Source organism: Actinoplanes sp. ATCC 53533, assembly GCF_003947245.1.
Map to the genome: position 1 here is coordinate 1 of NZ_QHHV01000264.1, position 17,467 is coordinate 17,467.

12 protein-coding genes are annotated in these 17,467 nt (G+C 67.3%); 5 read left to right on the top strand and 7 right to left on the bottom strand.

The window, feature by feature from the left end; genetic code table 11:
• On the bottom strand, positions 1-554 hold a 554-nt coding region (locus tag DMB66_RS52440; protein ID WP_148112870.1), incomplete at its 3' end, for a hypothetical protein.
• Complete coding sequence (locus DMB66_RS52445; protein WP_125811565.1) at positions 551-2,119, bottom strand: hypothetical protein; 1,569 nt, start codon at positions 2,117-2,119, stop codon at positions 551-553. The genes DMB66_RS52440 and DMB66_RS52445, both read right to left, overlap by 4 nt.
• A gap of 440 nt (positions 2,120-2,559) precedes the next feature.
• Between DMB66_RS52445 and DMB66_RS52450 the strand changes: the two genes are divergently transcribed.
• From DMB66_RS52450 to DMB66_RS52470, 5 genes are all read left to right on the top strand, one after another.
• Positions 2,560-2,682 carry a DUF4352 domain-containing protein gene (locus tag DMB66_RS52450; RefSeq protein WP_125811566.1) on the top strand — a complete coding sequence of 41 codons (123 nt, stop codon included), beginning with the start codon at positions 2,560-2,562 and terminating at the stop codon, positions 2,680-2,682.
• Between the two features lie 123 nt (positions 2,683-2,805).
• Positions 2,806-5,262: an ATP-binding protein gene (locus DMB66_RS52455; protein WP_125811567.1), complete on the top strand. Its 2,457-nt coding sequence runs from the start codon at positions 2,806-2,808 to the stop codon at positions 5,260-5,262.
• Positions 5,259-5,648: a hypothetical protein gene (locus DMB66_RS64865; protein WP_125811568.1), complete on the top strand. Its 390-nt coding sequence runs from the start codon at positions 5,259-5,261 to the stop codon at positions 5,646-5,648. Before DMB66_RS52455 ends, DMB66_RS64865 begins: the two co-directional genes overlap by 4 nt.
• Before the next feature lie 677 nt (positions 5,649-6,325).
• Positions 6,326-10,762, top strand: coding sequence for an AAA domain-containing protein (locus DMB66_RS52465; protein WP_233625463.1), 4,437 nt, complete (start codon positions 6,326-6,328; stop codon positions 10,760-10,762).
• A gap of 257 nt (positions 10,763-11,019) precedes the next feature.
• Complete coding sequence (locus DMB66_RS52470; protein WP_125811569.1) at positions 11,020-12,930, top strand: hypothetical protein; 1,911 nt, start codon at positions 11,020-11,022, stop codon at positions 12,928-12,930.
• Between the two features lie 461 nt (positions 12,931-13,391).
• Here DMB66_RS52470 and DMB66_RS52480 read toward each other — a convergent pair whose 3' ends face one another.
• From DMB66_RS52480 to DMB66_RS52495, 5 genes are all read right to left on the bottom strand, one after another.
• Positions 13,392-13,892, bottom strand: coding sequence for a hypothetical protein (locus DMB66_RS52480; protein ID WP_125811570.1), 501 nt, complete (start codon positions 13,890-13,892; stop codon positions 13,392-13,394).
• A 22-nt stretch (positions 13,893-13,914) separates the two neighbouring features.
• A complete protein-coding gene (locus DMB66_RS52485) occupies positions 13,915-15,621 on the bottom strand; it encodes an AIPR family protein (RefSeq protein ID WP_158647648.1) in 1,707 nt (568 codons plus the stop codon).
• A gap of 627 nt (positions 15,622-16,248) precedes the next feature.
• Positions 16,249-16,392 (bottom strand): hypothetical protein, encoded by a 144-nt coding sequence (locus tag DMB66_RS61910; protein ID WP_158647649.1) that lies wholly within the window; start codon positions 16,390-16,392, stop codon positions 16,249-16,251.
• Between the two features lie 173 nt (positions 16,393-16,565).
• Positions 16,566-16,946 carry a hypothetical protein gene (locus DMB66_RS52490; RefSeq protein WP_125811572.1) on the bottom strand — a complete coding sequence of 127 codons (381 nt, stop codon included), beginning with the start codon at positions 16,944-16,946 and terminating at the stop codon, positions 16,566-16,568.
• A gap of 95 nt (positions 16,947-17,041) precedes the next feature.
• Positions 17,042-17,467 (bottom strand): tyrosine-type recombinase/integrase (locus DMB66_RS52495; protein WP_148112871.1); only part of this gene is annotated, 426 nt, incomplete at its 5' end.

Sequence of the window (17,467 nt, forward strand, 5' to 3'; positions counted from 1 at the left end):
ACCTCGTAGTACGGCAGAATCCGCTCGCCGGGATCCCGCTCCGCCTCGATCTGGCGACCTGCCTCGATGACCAGATCCAAGGCATCGCAGAAGGCGTCGTATCGGGTTGGGACCGCCGACTTGTCCCGCGGCGTTTGCAGTCGCCGCCAGGCGGCACGGACTTCACCATCCGGTGCGGCGTAACCGGGCTGCACTTGGCGCAGCTCTGGGAAGTAAACCCAGCCGGGCGCCGCCACCCGCAACCGGCTGCGTGCGAGTCGACTGTGATTGGTCAAGGTCATCGGCTCGACGAACTCGATGGAGAACGCGTCGCCGCGCTTCGTAGCTCGGACTCCGGTGCATGCTCGCTGCGCGTACAGCCGGATCCATGGCTTGCCGTCGTCGACGCTGACGGGCACACCACCACGAGCGTTCAGCTGGATCAGCTGATGCACCAGCTGCACCGGGTCCGGCAGATACGGATACTCACGGCGTGCAGTGGCGAACCGCTGGGCGAGGCTGAGCCCTGGCACAATCGCCACGGGGACCCCGACCTGCAGGACCTCGTGACTCACCAGCGCACCGTCCCCCCTCGCGCGAGCACGCTCGAAAGCTGCTCGATCAGCAGTGCGAGTGTGGGTCGTCGCGCGGGATCGTCCACCAACGCATCGAGCAGCGGAGTGTCCAACTCGGATCTCAGCTCCGGTCGCAGCAGGCTCGGCGGTGGCGGATTCGTGCCCGCCAGGTGTCCCGTCGCCAGATGGAAGAGAACTGCCGCAACCTGAAAGACATCGGTCGCTGGCCCTGGCGGCATCAGCAGCGGACGGTCCTGCTCCGGGGCACGGTAGAACGCCGGCCCTTCACCGGCCGCCACCGCCGTCGCAGCGAGGCCGGCATCACGCAACCACAGCCGATCACGCGACGCGAGCAGGACTTCCGGCCGCAGCGCGCGATGCGCTCGGCCAGCCGCATGCAACGCTTCGAGCGTACGGGCCATCATCGGCAACACACGCAGCAGCGCATCCAGAGCGACTCCCGGGTACGGCGGGGATCCGTACGCCGTCAACAGCGGAGAACCCGCGGGCAGCTCCGTCACGAAACCGAACCGGTCCCGGGCCACCACCGGCGGCAGCCCCACCACAGTCTCATGAACCTGCACCTCGTCGTCGAACTCGGCCAGCCGCCGATCAGCTGCAGGGCTCTCCCGCAGCACCTCGAGCCGGGCCAGCCACAGCTCACGCGGGCGGCCATCGGACGGTCCCACCGCGGCCCGCTGCTCCTGATAGGACCCGTCCGGCGCATCGGTCTCCTCGACCAGCCCGCGCAGCAGAAATCGCTCGTCGCCGACGACAGCCTCCTGGTACGCAGTGCGTCGTGGCGTAGCTGCGGCCCGAATCGGACGCCGAACCGCCTGCGCCGGCGCCGCTTCGACAGAGAGCACAAGGTCACGCAGGTCAGCGATGGACAGCGTCTGATCCGCCAGACGTACCCTCTTGCGATCATTGACCGCCCGCAGCGAGCCAGTCAGCCGGGCGATCCTTCGCTCGGGCGAATCCGGCTGTTCCGTGGCCACCGCGGCAATCCGATCGACCAAGGCCCGATAGCACCGGTCGGCGTGCCTGTCATCGCGTCCCAGCAAGGAGAGCGCGCCGCCCATATCCCGCACGCCTACCGCGGTGATCTCCGTCCGCCGCGGCAACGGCGGGTCCGGCAAAGCCAGAACCTGCCGGAACCGCTCCAACTCCGCCGAGGCGGCGTCGATGTAGCTTCCGAGCCGAGTGCCGATCTCCTTCACGGCCCGGGTGGCGGCCGCCGCATTCGATGCGAACGCGCAACGGCAACGCTCACCCATCTCTCGCCACACGTGGTGCAGGTCACGAAGCACGGGGCCTAGCTCGCTCATCTGCCAGTCTCCCTGGCCGGGGTCGCGGTGCTTTACGGACACCAGCTCCGGATCTCCGTCTGCAAGCATCGCGATGTAGTCCGTCGACCACTCCACAACGACCGCGGTCACGTCCTCGGACACAAGATTGGCAATACACCGCAGCGCGACACACTCGTCCTGGTAGCGAAAACGTCCCCGCGTTGGTCGTGCAGTGTTCCGCTCGTCGAAGAACATATCGACCTCAGCCGCCGCCACCCGAACACCATAGATGACCCATCGAGGTCAGGCAATGACAATGCGTCATCGCGGTTCCTTACCTCGTCTCACCGAGTAGCTCCGTGACCCGGTCAAGAACGGCTTGCCACTGTGACGGCTGAAGGTTCTCACGTACCTGGCTCGCGAGTTCCACAGCGACCAGCTCGACGATCTGCGCAGCGAGGCCTCCGGCTCGTGCGGATGACGGATTCGGCGACAAAGCGACAGGCGCTGTGGCGGCGGGCGGAGGAACTTCCAGTGCCTCCGGCAGCGCAATCGTCGAAGAAACGACCGGCGAAGACTCTGCGGCCGTCTTCGCGACGAGAGTACCTGAGCTGAGCTGCGGCTCGTCCCCGCCGATGGCCGGTTGAACCCCTACGACGTGCAGGTAACGGGTTGTTCGGGTAAGCGCCACGTAGAGTCAGGTCCTCTTTGAGCAGATCAACCCGGGCAACACCGTGAAGGGCAAGCTGGTGTTCGACGTGCCGGAGGGCACCAAGCTGACATCGCTGGAGCTACACGATTCCTTGTTCTCCGATGGAGTGCAGGTGAACCTCAAGTGATCGAGCCCCGATCCCGCCCCCACCAGGCCCGCGGCAACGCCGCTCAGCCGTCCGGTTAACAAACCGCTCCGAAAAGACCAGCCGGTTCCGCGGCCCCCTCGCTATAGGTTCGAAGGATTCATCATGAGCGACGAAATCACCTTGTTTCATGAACTGACGGCTCGGTTGCAGTCCCTCGAGACTCCCCAGCCGGTGGCCGATCTCGCCTTGGCCGCGTACCAGTCTGACGAGAGTCTGGATGCCGTCCTTGCCGGCGGCGACGTCGCGGAGCCGGACCACCCAGAGCCCCAGGACGTCGCTGCCAAGGCGGACGTCTGGCTGGATGCCATCCGGGTCGAGGGTTTCCGCGGTGTCGGTCCACAAGCGACCCTGACCTTGCGGCCGAGTGCCGGCCTCACCCTGGTCATCGGTCGCAACGGTTCCGGCAAGTCGAGTTTCGCCGAGGCCGCCGAGCTCGTGCTCACCGACGACTCCATGCGATGGGCGCAGCGCCCCGTCGTCTTCCGTCAGGGCTGGCGCAACCTGCACCACGACGGCGGCTCCGAGATCGCCGTCAAGCTGCGGCTCGACGGGCAGGCACCGGTGGTCCTGCGGCGGCGGTGGGGAAAGGACGCCACTGATCCCTCGGATGCCGAGGTGACAACGTTCGTCGGCGGCCAGCGGCAACCCGCCGGGCAGGTGCCGGAGTGGCTCGGCCGGGCCGGCTCGTACCGGCCGTTCCTGTCCGCCCGCGACCTCGAACGGGTGATCACGGCCAAGCCCGCGGAGCTGTACGACGCGCTGGCGCCGATCCTCGGACTGGCTCCACTGTCCACAGCGGATACCAGGTTGCTGCGGCGGCGTAAGGAGCGCGACGACCGGGTAAAGGCGCTAAGGGAGTCGTTCACCCTGCTGCGGGCCGAGCTCGGCGAGGTCGACGACGACCGGGCCCGGCAGGCGCTCGCGGCGCTGGGCAAGCAGGCCGCCCGGGCCGACCTGGCCGCGCTCACCCCGCTTGTGGACGGCACCGCCGCGGCGGCAGATCATCCCGCGGAGAGCGCGGCACGCCGCTTGCTCGACGGCGACCTGCCGGATCTGGACCACGCTCTGACCACTCTGCACGAGGCGGAGGCCGCAGCCGCCCAATTGGCCGGCGGTGACAGCGCGGCGGCCGCACGGACCGCGGGACTGCTGCGACAGGCGCTCGATCTGCACAGCGACGAGGGTGACCAGCCGTGCCCGGTGTGCCGGGCGGGCCGGCTCGACGCCGGGTGGCGCGCGGGCGCCGAGGCGGAGGTCGCGCGGCTCGGTGAGGTCGCGGCGGAAGCGCGGGCCGCGCACAACCGGATGTCGGCCGCGCACAGCGACGCGAGCCTTCTCCTGCAGACGGTACGCCGCGAGCTCAGCGCGGCGGTCTCGGCGCTCGAAGTCACGATGCCCGAGCCTGCGGCACGACTGCGGGAGGCACTGGCCGCCATGCCGATCCTCTCCAGCCTCCCCGGAGCCGCGGGTGAGGCTGAAGCTGTCCGGGCGAGTTGGCTTCCTGTGGTGGCGGCATACACCGATCTGGTTGAGTCCGCGACCCGGTGGCTGGTGCGCCGGCAGGACGCGTGGCGGGAACCGGGGGCCTCGCTGCGCCGTTGGGTGGACGCTGCCGCGGTCGTGCGGTCGGACGCGGCCGGACTGGCCCGGCTGGTGGCGGCGCGGACCGCGCTCGGCAAGGCGACGGACGAGATCCGGGCGGAGCGGCTCGCCGCGTTCGTGGGACAGTCGGCGCGGATCTGGCAGCGGCTGCGCCAGGAGAGCAACGTCGAGTTGCACCAGATGCGGATGGAGGGCACGAACACCCAGCGGCGGGTCAAGTTCCCGGTGTCCGTCGACGGCGCGGAAGCCAACGCGCTCGCCGTCATGAGCCAGGGCGAGCTGCATGCGCTGGGGCTGGCGGTGTTCCTGCCGCGGGCGTGCGCCGAGGCCAGCCCGTACCGGTTCGTGGTGGTGGACGACCCGGTTCAGAGCATGGATCCGGCCAAGGTGGACGGTCTGGCCGAGGTCCTCGGCGAGATCGCCGAGACCCGCCAGGTCGTCGTGTTCACCCACGACGACCGGCTGCCCGAGGCCGTGCGCCGGCTCGGCCTGGAGGCGACGATCTGGGAGGTGGGCCGCCGCGAGCGGTCGGTGGTCGAACTGCGCCGGGCCGACGACCCCGCGGCCCGCTACCTGGCGGACGCGTACGCGCTGGCGGCCGCGAAGGAACTGCCGGAGGACGCGCGGTACCCGGTCGTCGCCGGCTTCTGCCGCTCGGCGTTGGAGGCGGCCAGCATGGACCGCTACCGAACCCGGCGGTACACGACGGGAGAGTCATACGAATCGGTGGAAAAGGCCCTCGCGCAGGCGGTCAAGGTCCAACAGCGGCTCACCCTGGCTTTGCTCGACGACCCGGACCGCGGCGGAGACCTCTACAGCCACCTCAACCAGACGTACGGGCGCTGGGCGACGGACACCGTCAAGGAGGTGGCCGCGGGCACGCACGGCGTCCACGGCTCGACGCCGCTGCCTCTGCTCGTGCGGCGGACCGCCGACCTGCTGGAGAAGCTGCGATGAGCACGGTGTACCTCGCAACGGCCGACCGGCTGTTGCGCACGGTGGTGCCCGGCGCACGGGGTGCGTGGCCGCGGGCCTGCGCCTGGCTGCTACGGCTGGAGCTGGAAGCGGCACTGGACGGCTTCTGGGGCCGGGTCCGGCCGGAGATCGCCACGGCGACCCACGCACAGCGTCCCAAGTTGCTGATGCTGCCCGCGTACACCGGACCGGACATCGCCCGGCGGGTGAACTACGTGTGGTGGGCGCTGTCGCGGGCCGGTCACCACCACTACTACGAGCTCGGCATCACGGCCGCGGAGCTGCTCCGGCTGCGCGGCGAGCTCGTTGTACTTCTCGAACTGCTGCGGAACTGTCCTGCACCCGTACCGAAGGGAAACTCATCGTGACCACTCCCCCCGCGAGCCATTTGGACCGCGCGGTGCGGCTTTTCGAGTTTCTGGCCCGGGCACAGGAGTCCACGATCTCCGCGCCACGAACGTACGACAGGTACCAGCTGGCCTGGGCACGGGATCTGCCCCGCCACCCCGCCGTGCACTTCGCGCACTGGGATGAGGCCCCCGAGCCCGGCGATGAGATCGGCCACGTCGACCGGCTCGACCGCGAACCGCTGCCCCGGCCGGCGGAGGTGCTCACGCCATGGCTCAACGGCACTGTCGACGATCCCGATCAGGTACCAGAGCCGGACCCGTCGATCCCCGATCCCGAGGCGGACGTGGAGGCGGACGAGCCGGCGGTGCTGCTCCTCGCCGACCACCCGGAGGTCGAGCGCGCCTACCGCGACTGGATCGCAAGGTGGCACGCCTGGGCCGACCGCGAGCGGGTGGACCGGCCAGTGCGCGAGGCATACGGAGTCCTCTTCGCGATGGAGGCCGAGACCGCCCTCAATCCGGAGGAACTCGAACTCGTTCTCGCGGTGGGCTGCCTGGCCTGGCAGCCGGCCAACCACGTACCGGTTCGGCGGCACCTGGTGACCACCCCGGTGACGATCGACCTGGACCCGGTAACCGGCAGCCTGCGCATCAGCGCCGTGGAAAGCCCCGATCCGGTACGGCTCGAACTCGACATGCTCGACTCCGACCTGACCAACTCCCGACACATCGGCGAGGTACGCGAATCCGCCCGGACCTACGCCGAGCATCCCCTGCACCGGGACGCCATCGGTGACCTGCTGCAACGAGTAGCGAACAGCCTCGACCCCGACGCGACCTATGCGGAAACCGATGATCCGGTCCGGGGAACGCCGGACATCGCCAGGGTGACCCTCGCCCCCGCCGTCGTGCTCCGGCACCGGGGCCGGCAGAGCCTCGTGCACCTGCTGGGGCAGATCCGTCAGCAGCTGATCGAGTCGCAGGTCGTGCCGAGCGGCATCCTGCCCTTGGTCGATCCCGATCACCGGCCGCCGGTGCAGGCCGACCCGACTCCGGGCGCGCTGGTGGCGGTGGACGACGAGACGTATCTTCCGTTGCCAGTCAATAGGCAGCAGCTGCAGGTTCTGCGCCAGGTGGATCGGCACGCGCAGACGCTGGTGCAGGGCCCACCCGGTACGGGCAAGACCCACACGGCTGCGGCCCTGCTCAGCCACTTGCTCGCGCAGGGCAAGCGGGTGCTGGTGACCGCGCAGACGGATCGGGCGCTCAAGGAGGTCAGGGCCAAGCTGCCGGAGGCGATCCGGCCGCTTTCTGTGGCAGTGGTCGGAGCCTCCCGGGAGGACATGGCGGATCTGAAGGTCGCCGTCAACACGATCTCGCAGCGTGCCATCGACTTCGATGACACACTGTCGGGCCGGACCATCGATCACCACCTTGAGGCCGTGGACGAACTCCGGCGGGGACGTGCTGATCTTCATCGACGAATTGTGGACATCCGATCGGCTGAGGTCACCCGGCACGAGCGCGGGCCATATCGGGGGACGCTGGCCGCCATCGCCGCGGCGCATCGCGAAGGCGAAGTGCTTTACGGCTGGATCCGCTCCGTGGCTCCGCCACAGCCGGCGAACGATCCTCCGCTTCACCCTGCCGAGATCGGTGAGTTTCTGCGGCTGCTCCGCGACGAGCTACTGATCGCCGACGAGCGGGACGCAGGGGACATCCTCGCCGACCCCGCGTCCCTGGTCCCACCATCTGACTTCGCTGCCGCCGTCGCGGCGGAGCACCGGGCCGGCGCCGCCCAGCAGTCCTTCACAGGGCATCGTGCACACCCGGCCTTCATCGCGATCCGTGCTCTACCGCCAGCCGAGCGCGCTGCCGTACAGCACCAGTTGCACCAGCTCGCCGATGCAGCCGACGACCTGGCCCGGCGACGTGAGGAATGGATGTCGACGGCGTTGGCTGACGTCGTATCCGGGCGGGGCGCCATCTGGCAGGACCGGGCCTTGCAGCTCCGGCAGCTTGTCGACGAAGCCCAGCGACACGTGCAGCGCCTGGGTGTGACCGTGGTCAGTGCACAGCCCGCTGACCTGGGCGGGCTGGTGGCGCTGGCCCAGCATCTCAGGCACCATCTGGCCACCGCGTCGCGCATCAAGCTGGCGGCCGACGGCACCCCTGTGCTCGGCATGCTGACCCCCAAACCGGTGAAGGCCGCACGTGACCTCTTCGCCCAGGTACGTGTGGACGGGCGGCCGCCGACCTCGGTCGACATGCTCGACCATTTCCTCGCCTGGGCGGAGGCCGGCCGGTTGCTGGCCGCGCTGGACCGGTCCTGGCCTGCCTCGCTGACCATCCCGTCGGAGGACACTCCGCGAGAGCGGCTCGCGTGGCACCTGACCGAGCTCACCCAGTTGCACCGGGTGCTCGCTCTCGGCGCGGCGCTCAGCGAGCAGGACCAGCGCCTGGCATACCTGCGCCTGCCGCACCCGCACTGGGCCGATCTGGCTGCCGTCCGGGCGTACGCCTCCCTGGTGGACGCCGCAGCCGCCGACGATCAGGCCGGGGTCACCCGGGCGGCGGTCGAGGGGGCCGCAGTGCCCGCCGAGGCTCTGCTGCACGAACCGTCGGCGTCGCGCACGCTGCTCGTCCTGGCAGAGGCCGTCGCCGCCCGTGACATCGGCCGTTACACCGAAGCTGTCCAGCGGATCTGCCGGCTGGTCGAGGTGCGTTCGCTGGTGGCGCGCCGAGATGCTCTCGGAGCCAAGCTGCGGCTCGAAGCCCCTAGGCTGCACGACGCCCTCACCAGTCACCCGCAAGACTCCGAGTGGGACGAGCGGCTCGCCGGGTGGACCGGCGCCTGGGCCTGGGCCGCCACCAACGCCTGGCTCGCGGGGCGTCAGGTCGCCGACCTCAACGGGCTGCAGGCCGACATAGCGGATACCGAGCGCGCCATCCGGCAGCACGTCGAGGAACTCGCGGCGGCGCGTGCCTGGCGGCACGCCGCTTCACCGAAGCGCATCAGTGGCTCGTCCCGGGCCAATCTCCAGCAGTACGGGCAACTGGTGCGTCGCCTCGGCAAGGGCACCGGCAAGTACGCCGCCCAGCGTCGCGGAGAGATTCGTCAGGCCATGGACCGGTGCCGGCCGTCCGTACCGGTGTGGATCATGCCGATCTACCGCATCGCCGACCAGTTGCAGGTGCAGCCGGACATGTTCGACGTGGTGGTCGTGGACGAGGCGTCACAGGCGGGCCTCGCCGCCACGTTCCTGCAGTACCTGGCCCCGAAGATCGTGGTCATCGGCGACGACAAGCAGGTTTCCCCGTCCGCGGTCGGTGTCGACCAGCAGCACCTTCGCAACCTCGCAGCGCAGTACCTCTACGACGACCCCTACCGCGCCTCCTGGCAAGATCCGCAGCGCAGCCTGTTCGACGAGGCCAAGATGCGCTTCAGCGGCCTGATCCCGCTCGTCGAGCACCGGCGCTGCGTGCCCGAGATCATCAACTTCTCCAACCGCATCGCATACGAACCGGAGAACATCCGGCTGATCCCGGTCCGCCAGTACGGCGCTGACCGACTCGAACCGATCAAGCCGGTACTCGTCGACGGCGGTTACATCCGAGGAGCGACGTACAAGACCAATCCGCCGGAGGCGGAGGCAATCACCGAGCAGATTCTGGCGTGTGTGCAGAACCCGCGGTACGACGGGCTTACGTTCGGCGTCATCTCTCTGCAGGGACCGCATCAGGCGAAGCTGATCGAGCGCCTCCTGCTGGACCGGCTCGACCCGGCAGATTGGGCGCGCCGAGACCTGCGCTGCGGCGACTCCGCGGATTTCCAGGGCTCCGAGCGTGACGTGATGTTCCTCAGCATGGTCACCGCCGTCGAGCCCGGAACCCGGATCGGTGCGGCCACTGCCGAGATGTACGTCCAGCGCTACAACGTTGCTGCCTCCCGGGCCAAGGATCAGATGTGGGTATTCCATTCGGTCCGGCCCAGTGATCTCGGCAATCCCCAGGACATGCGCTATCAGTTGCTCGACTACTGCTATGGCGTGGCTGCCCGCCCCAACGAGTTCGAGGGTGTCGAACTGCCCGGCAACGTGCCGGATGACACCCGGGTGGAGCCTTTCGATTCCTTGTTCGAGCAGCGCGTGTACAACCGCCTGACCGGACGCGGATTCTCGGTCGTGCCGCAGTTCGAGGCGCTCGGCTACTCCATCGACCTGGTGGTGGTCGGCCCGCAGAGCCGCCTCGCCGTCGAGTGCGACGGCGACACCTGGCACGGTCCGGACCGCTACGAGGCGGACATGGCCAGGCAACGCGAGCTCGAACGATGCGGATGGGAGTTCTTCAGAATCCCCCAGTCGGCGTTCGTCGTCGACGAGGCCTCGGTGTTGCGGGATCTGTGGGACGCGTTGGAGCGCCGCGGAATCCGGCCGTCGGACTGGGCGCTCCCCGCCGAGGCACCCCCTGGATCCGGGCCTACGGTGTTGGCCCCGGAGCCACTCGCTGCGACCGGGGGTGACCCCGCCCCGCCTTGGGACGAAATCGCGTCTCTCATCATCGCCGACTCCGGCCCGGCAGATCAGTGGGAAGAGAGCACGCCCACGGATCAGCCGGCGCTCAAGCCGTACGAGATCTATCACGGCTCGGCGCCGCGCCCAGCGGAACCGGCTCCACCTGGCATGCGCGAGGCGCTGCTGGCCATTGTGGAGGTTGAAGGCCCTGTGATCGGAGCGCGTCTGCAGTCCGCCTACGTGCGGGCGGCGGGCGGACAGCGAGTAACCCGCTTGGCGGCTGCGGCCGTCAACAAGGTGATAAGCGCCGCGGTACGCCGGGGCTTGCTCATCGAGGACAACCCGCTCGGCGAGGCGGGCAACCGACCGCGCACCTATCGCCTGCCAGGTCAGCCGCGCACTGTGCTGCGAGTGCTCGGCCCCCGCACGCTCGACGAGGTGCCGCCGGCTGAACTGGCAAGCATCATGGCCGTCCACGCACGAACCCTCGGCTGGACGGAGCCGACGGCGGTCTACCGGGCAACGCTTCTTACGTACGGCCGCAAGGCGTTGACCGAGGTTGCCGCCTCCCGCCTCGCCAGCGTAGAGGCGTTGGCCCGCACCTTCACTGACGAATAGCTTGTGCCCTTCTGGGAGAGGATGCCGTGATCGCTACAAATGAGCCGTGGCGGCCGAGGCAGTACGGCGTAGCCGGCGATCTGGTCTATCGCAGTCAGTTCACGACCGCTGCGCCGGACCTCCGCAGGCTGGCGGCGGAGCAGTTCAGTGCATGGGTCGCGAGCAAGGGTGTGGCCCTCAGCGCGGCGTCGCTTCTCGCGGGCGGCAAGGTGCAGTCCGGGTCGCCGGACGGTGCGCGCCGAGTCGCGCGGAGCACGGTGGGTTCGTACACCGATCGTGAGACAGGACGGCAGCTCCATGCGGCGGCCTTTCAGCTCGACGAGTACCTCGGTGACGGCACCAGCTGGACCACGTCGTTGCGACTGGCAAGTCCGTACCGTGCGGAGCAGACCGTGCTCTTCGCCGAGCAAGACGCCGACCACCGGCTCTTCGAACTCGATGCCGCGGCGGACTGGCCCGAGGTTCCGTGGATCTGGCTGGACCTGGAACATCACCGCGGCGAGACCGGAGCGATCGTCCGACCGGGCAGCCCACGCCTTGTCCGCGACCTGCTGGCCGCGGTGGAGGGAACGGACGGGTCGCTTCCGCTCACCTCGGATCTGCTGGACATCACCGCCGGCCACGTGGGTGAACTGTGTGGCTGGCTCTTCGACGCGAACCGTCGGGTGCCCGTCGTCGTCTTCACGCCGGACCCGCAGGCCACCGACGAACAGCACCGGTTCGCCACCCGCCTTGCCCGCGACGTGGCCGGCGTCGCGGTGGTCGTCCGGCTACCCGACGCGGCTGCCGCCGCAGCCTTCTCCCGCCACGTCGGTCCCCATCTGCAGGTGTACGGCGGCGCTATGCGTACCTACCTGCCCGGGCTAACCCCGCAGGAACTGTTCCCGCGGCGGCATCGTGTGCTCTCCGCGGCCACGATGCGAGCGCTGCGGTCGCGCTCGGCCAATGCTGTACGAGATCAGGTACTGAGCCTCTCCACCCGGCGTACATCCCCACCGTCCTATCCCCTCGTACGCCGCGTGCTTGCCCGCGGATCCGCGGAGCAAAGCGCCGCACGGCGTCGTCCCCAAGTGCCACCCGCCATGCCGCAGCCCACGTTGTTCCCCGATCCGGCCGAGCAGACGCTGTTTCCCACGCCGACGGAGTCCGCGCCGTCCCTTGACCGTGTGCCAGACACCGAGCCGCCGATGCCGGCACTCGCTGAGGGCGTCGAGAGCGCCGAGGCGAATCGCGTACTCCGGGCGAGCCTGACCCTGGGAGGTATCGACCCGAGCGCGATCGGGCTCGCCACGGTTCCCGCTGACCAGCGCCTATTGGAAGTAGAACGACGGGCGCTGCAAGACCTGCTCATCCGTTCCGTGAAAGCGGCCCAGGCAGCTGAATCGGCCGCTACCACCGGCACCGTTCTGAAGCTTGCCGAGGCCACCACGGAGATCGAGCTGCTGTACGCGGAGATCGATGACCTGACCCAGCAACTCGGCGAGGAGCAGCGAAGCCAGGCAGAACTCGAATACGTCCGCACCGAGCGCGATGTCGCCACCATCGACCTCAGCGACTCGGAGCGCGACAACGAACGGCTGCGCGCACGGGCGCGCTGGCTGGAATCCGAGCTGACGCGGCACCAAGTCCATCTTGCCGGTGTTGAGCCGCCCGACGACTTCGCCCCACCGGAGATCCCGGCCAGCATCGTGGAAGTCCTGGACTTCGCCAGCGCCCGGCTGCCGAATCTCGAAATCGGTGCCACCTCCGACGCCGCCGCGGGCTTGGACGTTCATCCTCGTGCGGAACACTGGGCGTTCAAGATCTGGAAAGCGCTCGCCGCGTTGAACTCGTATGCGGAAGCGCGCAAGTCCGGACAGTGGAGCAACTCGTTCCTGGCCTGGTGCCTGGAGCCTCCCTCCGGAGGCAAGGCCGTGCCGGCGACGTGGGCCGCGATGAGCGAGTCCGAGACGACGAACACCATGCCGAAACTGCGGGAAGCTCGAACGTTCACCGTTCCCAGAGCGGTCATCCCGGCCGGACGGCTCTACATGCCGGCGCACGTCAAGATCCAGCAGGGCGGCACGCCCTGTCCACGCATCCACTTCCACGACGACACGGGCGGAGCAACCGGACAGGTGTATGTCGGCTATGTCGGCGACCACCTGCCTACCGCAAACTTCAAATAGTTCCGCATGTCGTCGGTCTACAGGCGACGGTGCGGGTGCCGACAACGTCGTCCGCCCTGGTCACGGCCCCTCTGACCGTCAGAACGGGACCTTGCACAGGCCGGCGCGCCCTCGCGCTGCTCCGGCTGCTGCCGATGAGTGACCGTGACAAGGACGCCGAATCCTCGCGCTCCGACACCAGATCGCGGTCCTCGAACGGCACCTGCACGGCGAGAAGATCCGGTTCGCCTGTGCTGATCGGGCGTTTCTCGCCGCATCCGGCTGCTGGTCCGCCCGGAGACTTCGAAATGACGATCTTGACCGGCGCTCGCCTATACGTCCTGGCCGTCATCGAGCACGGAAGGCACCCAACCCGGCTCGTCCGCGATCTCTCTCCGAAACGCGTGAGCCCTACATCGTCTGCCGACCCGCGGCCGTCAGGATGGCCTCGGGCCTCATCCGACTCGATCATCGACCGTTGGTCAATCCGCTTCTTCCACCCCGCCCGACCTCGCCTGGTGACCGGCCAGCACCTGCGCGAGGTGGAACTGGATATCCCCCCGAATTCGGAGCTTTGCGGGCACCTCGACGTTGAGTTCGTATCCGAGCTGCTTGAGCTTCGCCGCGGTGAGGCGGCTGTCCGAGTCCATGTACTTGACGATCTCCTCCGCGCTCAGCAGCTGCCTGACAGCGGCGGCCACCTCGCCCAGGTCCAACGGATACTGAATTCTGCCGCCCTTTCTGACTAGCTTAATGCTCGCTTGCCCCCCGTCGATCTGGGCCGCCTCTTCAGGAGTCAGTCTGCGAACGAAAAGCAAAGCCTTCTTGAGTCCTGGCTGGGAGTCGATGACCTCCTGATCAGGGCCGAGAACGACAAGTTTGGAGGACCCGGAGACGAGCGCGCCTGCTTGGCCGGGAAGAGCCTTGAAAAGTTTGTGGAGCTGCTGGAATAGCGCCGCCATCTCCGCTGCCGTGTCCGTCACCACTACCTCCGTCTCGTCAGGTTCACTGCCTGCCTGTCAACACCGCCTGCTGGAAACTCTCGCCGAATCGCTTGTCGTGAGCGGCATCGGAGATATTCCCATTCCCCGCCGCGCTGTGGACGCTCGGGATGATCGACTTAACCAGATCTTCCGCTGCTTCCGGATTCCATACCACGTCTACTATTGTCTTGCATGCCTTACGGAGCCCTTTGGTGTCTCGCGGCACTTGCGAACCGGTCAATGCAAGACGGATGCCGGTCAGCAGATGGAAACGTAGAGGTCCGTAGGTCGACGGTAGGCGCCGATTCCGAAACAGCCATTCGAGCCGGTAGTAAGCCGCCGCGCCGGCATAGTAGGGCAGCGGATCGTGGTTTTCCTGAAAGAGAAGATCGCCGTGCGACCTACGCAACTGGCTGTAGACCCCGACGCCAACCATGCCGTCGATGAACATGGCGGCATAGGCACGGGCCACCTGAGATCGAGTTACAATCCGCGTCTTCGTCATCGTTCTCGCGGTGTACATCCCAGCCCGGCGCTCGTAGTAGAGTCGGCGTTCGACCGGTTGGTGGGCGAAGTACGACTCGATGATGCGGTGGAACCGGGTGCGTGCCGCCAGATCGTCCTCGCTCACCGCCGTCTGCTGATTGGTGGCTTGCACGATGCGAGAAATAACTTCCTCGTTGGCCGACTGGATGAGCCGGAGGCTGACGAAGACGGAATCGTCCAGAACGGCTCGCTGGTCAAAGAGCACGTGACAGGTCTGGCAGCCGTTGACGATCTGGTAGTCGCGAACATCGAACACGTCGCCAGATGAGTCCACACGCTGGGCCACCACCGTGACCCCGTTGTTAAGGACCGCGAACTCTCGGCGGCCGACTTCGTTCTCCAGCGTGTGTTGAATCTCGGAGTTGACCCGGTTGTCGTACTGCTGGAAGTCTCGGACGTTGTCCTCGAAAATTCCCCGGCGCATGTTCCCGTTGTCGTCTGTCAGGAGATTATTGACCAGTTCTTGTGCGGGCAACAAGGCAAGGAATGCCTGTTTGACGCCGGGAACCGGCGGCATGGTCACTTTGCGAGTCAAGGTGATTCGAGCTGAGGCTGCGGAGGCGGCTCGCTGGTCGAGACGAATGAGATCTTGTGCACCGATTCCCTTGACCTCGACGTCCCGGAACAGTTGCGTGTCCGTCAGACGCTTGGCGGCGGCCAGCCGTTTCGCTTCAAGATAGGCGTCGCCCGTCCACATGCCAGTGGTCACATACCAAACGCTGACCTTGGGCCGGCCATCGCGGACCCGGCGCGGATCGTCGCAGACTGACCTGATCGAGATCCGCAGGTCGCGGACGTCGTCGGAGCAGGGGACCGTCATCTCAGCGGTACTCGCGATCTGGATCAGGTTGTCCGCGATTTCGGTGAAGACACTGCCCTCGAAGTGTGTGCTCCGTTTCGCCTGCACGATCACGATATGTGCGTCGATGCCGTGGTGGTCCGCCATGATTTCTTTGACGTCGGCGGAGTCGGTCCGCAGCTCGTGATTCAGCAGGATCGCGCGAGCGTCGATGCCTAGATCGCCGCCCCGGCCCGTGCGCAACTGATCCGGAGGGAAGGACTCCTCGACGAACTGGCTGACCACGCAGTACGCGGCGAACGACTCGAACAGTTCGTCGTCCTTGAGTGCCTCCAGCCCATACTCCTGCCGAAATCTGTCCACCTGACCCCGAACGAGATCCATCCTTGATCTCCGTTTCACCCCTGAAGCCGGCAACTTCGAAACGTATCTGAAGTATCGCGCTACGTCTATGACAACTTGCTGGATCAGCCCGCCCGTCGACCTCACGACGTGCCGCTGGCCTCGAAGTCCACTCTCGAGTCGCAGGCCGGGCGCCGCGCGCCTCGATCTGCTGCGTCGGGTCTTCATGCTGGACAATTCGGCCGGCCTCACGCAGTGAACACGCCGATCACGAACACTGTGGTCCTCCGGATGCCATGGGCCGAGGCAAGGTCGGCGACCCGAATCGCGTCGATCAGCCGGCAAACGGGCAGTGCACTCGGGATCGCGGTGATCGGTGCGGTGGTTGTTCGCCCGGCGGCCGGCTCACTCGGTACTCCAGCAGCTGAGTCGGCGGGAACCGTGAGGGAAATTGACTGGCTACACCAACTCGAGAGGCGAAGATATCCTCAAGCATGGCGTGAGATCTGGGAGGAAGTCTCTCACCCGGGAAAAAGCTCTTACAGATCTCCAGGGCTGCATCAACTGTCGACACGCCGATAATCCCGGCCAGAGACCGCAAGTCATCCTCATCACGCCCACGAGCTGCAAAAGCCTTCATCGCAAAGACGTGCTCGGGGGAAGCCGCCATCACGCGAATCCCGGGGTGGTCAAAACCCTCACGTGTCCCCGGATCATGCCTATTCGAACGTATGCACTTGCCTGCTCGTTGAGCCACCACGGCGGCAGATCCATCGCCTGCGCCACATTGCGAGCCTCTTCCAGCACCACCATGCGGCACGAACGTAGCATCCACGTCTCGCGTTACCCGGTCGGCATCGTAAGCGAGTGCCATCGCCGCGCCGCCAACGATGAACAAATCGGCCACGACACCTCGACGCACCAGACGATCACCGAGCGCAGCGAAGGCGCTCTCCAGCTCCGCACTCCTATCAGGCCGTCATCACTCATGCGGCGTCCAAATCACGCGACGACAGATAGACACCATGCTTGCGGAACGCGGCAGGCGCCCAGACGAGCGCCTCCATCCGCTTCGACGGCAACGACGACGGAAACCACGGCGTCGCCAGCACCCGGGACCGCGACCACGCCGGCGGCGCCAAATCAAGCTGAGCCGCAAGATGCTCAGCCAACGCCCCGAGCAACACATCCCACTGCGGATCCCCGGTCGCCGAGGGCTCCTCAAGCAGAAGCTGCGCCCGCTGCTCAGCCGGCTCCCACCGGTACTCCTCGAGGAACTCCCACAAATGCTTCCACTTAATCTTCTCGTCGGGTTGACGGGACAAGTGACGGGCAAGCTGGGCCATCGTCATCGGCTCGTACGCCACAGCCGCTCACCTCCGCTCGTCCGACACGTCGCAGCCTCGATCCTACGGACGCGACGCCCACCCAGATCAGCGACAGGCCCCGCTGGCAGCGCCCGTCAGAAACGCTCACCGATGCCGAAGCGCAGTTGAAGCTCCTGCGCCCGCTCCGCCGCTGCGCTCAGCCCGTACCGGCGCGGCATCTCATCCGACGACCACCCCATCAGCAACATCAAATCACCCTCGTTGCCGCCGAGCAGCTTCCACTCATGCGCGAAGCTGTGCCGCCAACGATGGGCATACACATGCTCCACCCCAGCAGCCTGCCCCAACCGCTTGAGGCGAACCTTGATACCGGCCGGCCGCAACGGACTCATCCCACGCACGGATACCCACAGCTGCGGCATTTCCGCGGCACCCTCGCGCCGGCCACGGAGCCGCAAGTATCGGCTCAGCGCGCGAGCCGTATTCGGCCCGAACCGAACCCGTCGATCCTTCGCACCCTTACCGTGCAGCAACACGGACTCGGTATCCAGATCGACGTC

What these genes read in the sequence shown, in the direction of transcription:
- DMB66_RS64865 (WP_125811568.1), top strand. Translation starts at nt 5,259, where the DNA reads ATGAGCACGGTGTACCTCGCAACGGCCGACCGGCTGTTGCGCACGGTG.
- DMB66_RS61910 (WP_158647649.1), bottom strand. Translation starts at nt 16,392, where the DNA reads ATGGTGGTGCTGGAAGAGGCTCGCAATGTGGCGCAGGCGATGGATCTG.
- DMB66_RS52485 (WP_158647648.1), bottom strand. Translation starts at nt 15,621, where the DNA reads ATGGATCTCGTTCGGGGTCAGGTGGACAGATTTCGGCAGGAGTATGGG.
- DMB66_RS52465 (WP_233625463.1), top strand. Translation starts at nt 6,326, where the DNA reads ATGCTCGACTCCGACCTGACCAACTCCCGACACATCGGCGAGGTACGC.
- DMB66_RS52455 (WP_125811567.1), top strand. Translation starts at nt 2,806, where the DNA reads ATGAGCGACGAAATCACCTTGTTTCATGAACTGACGGCTCGGTTGCAG.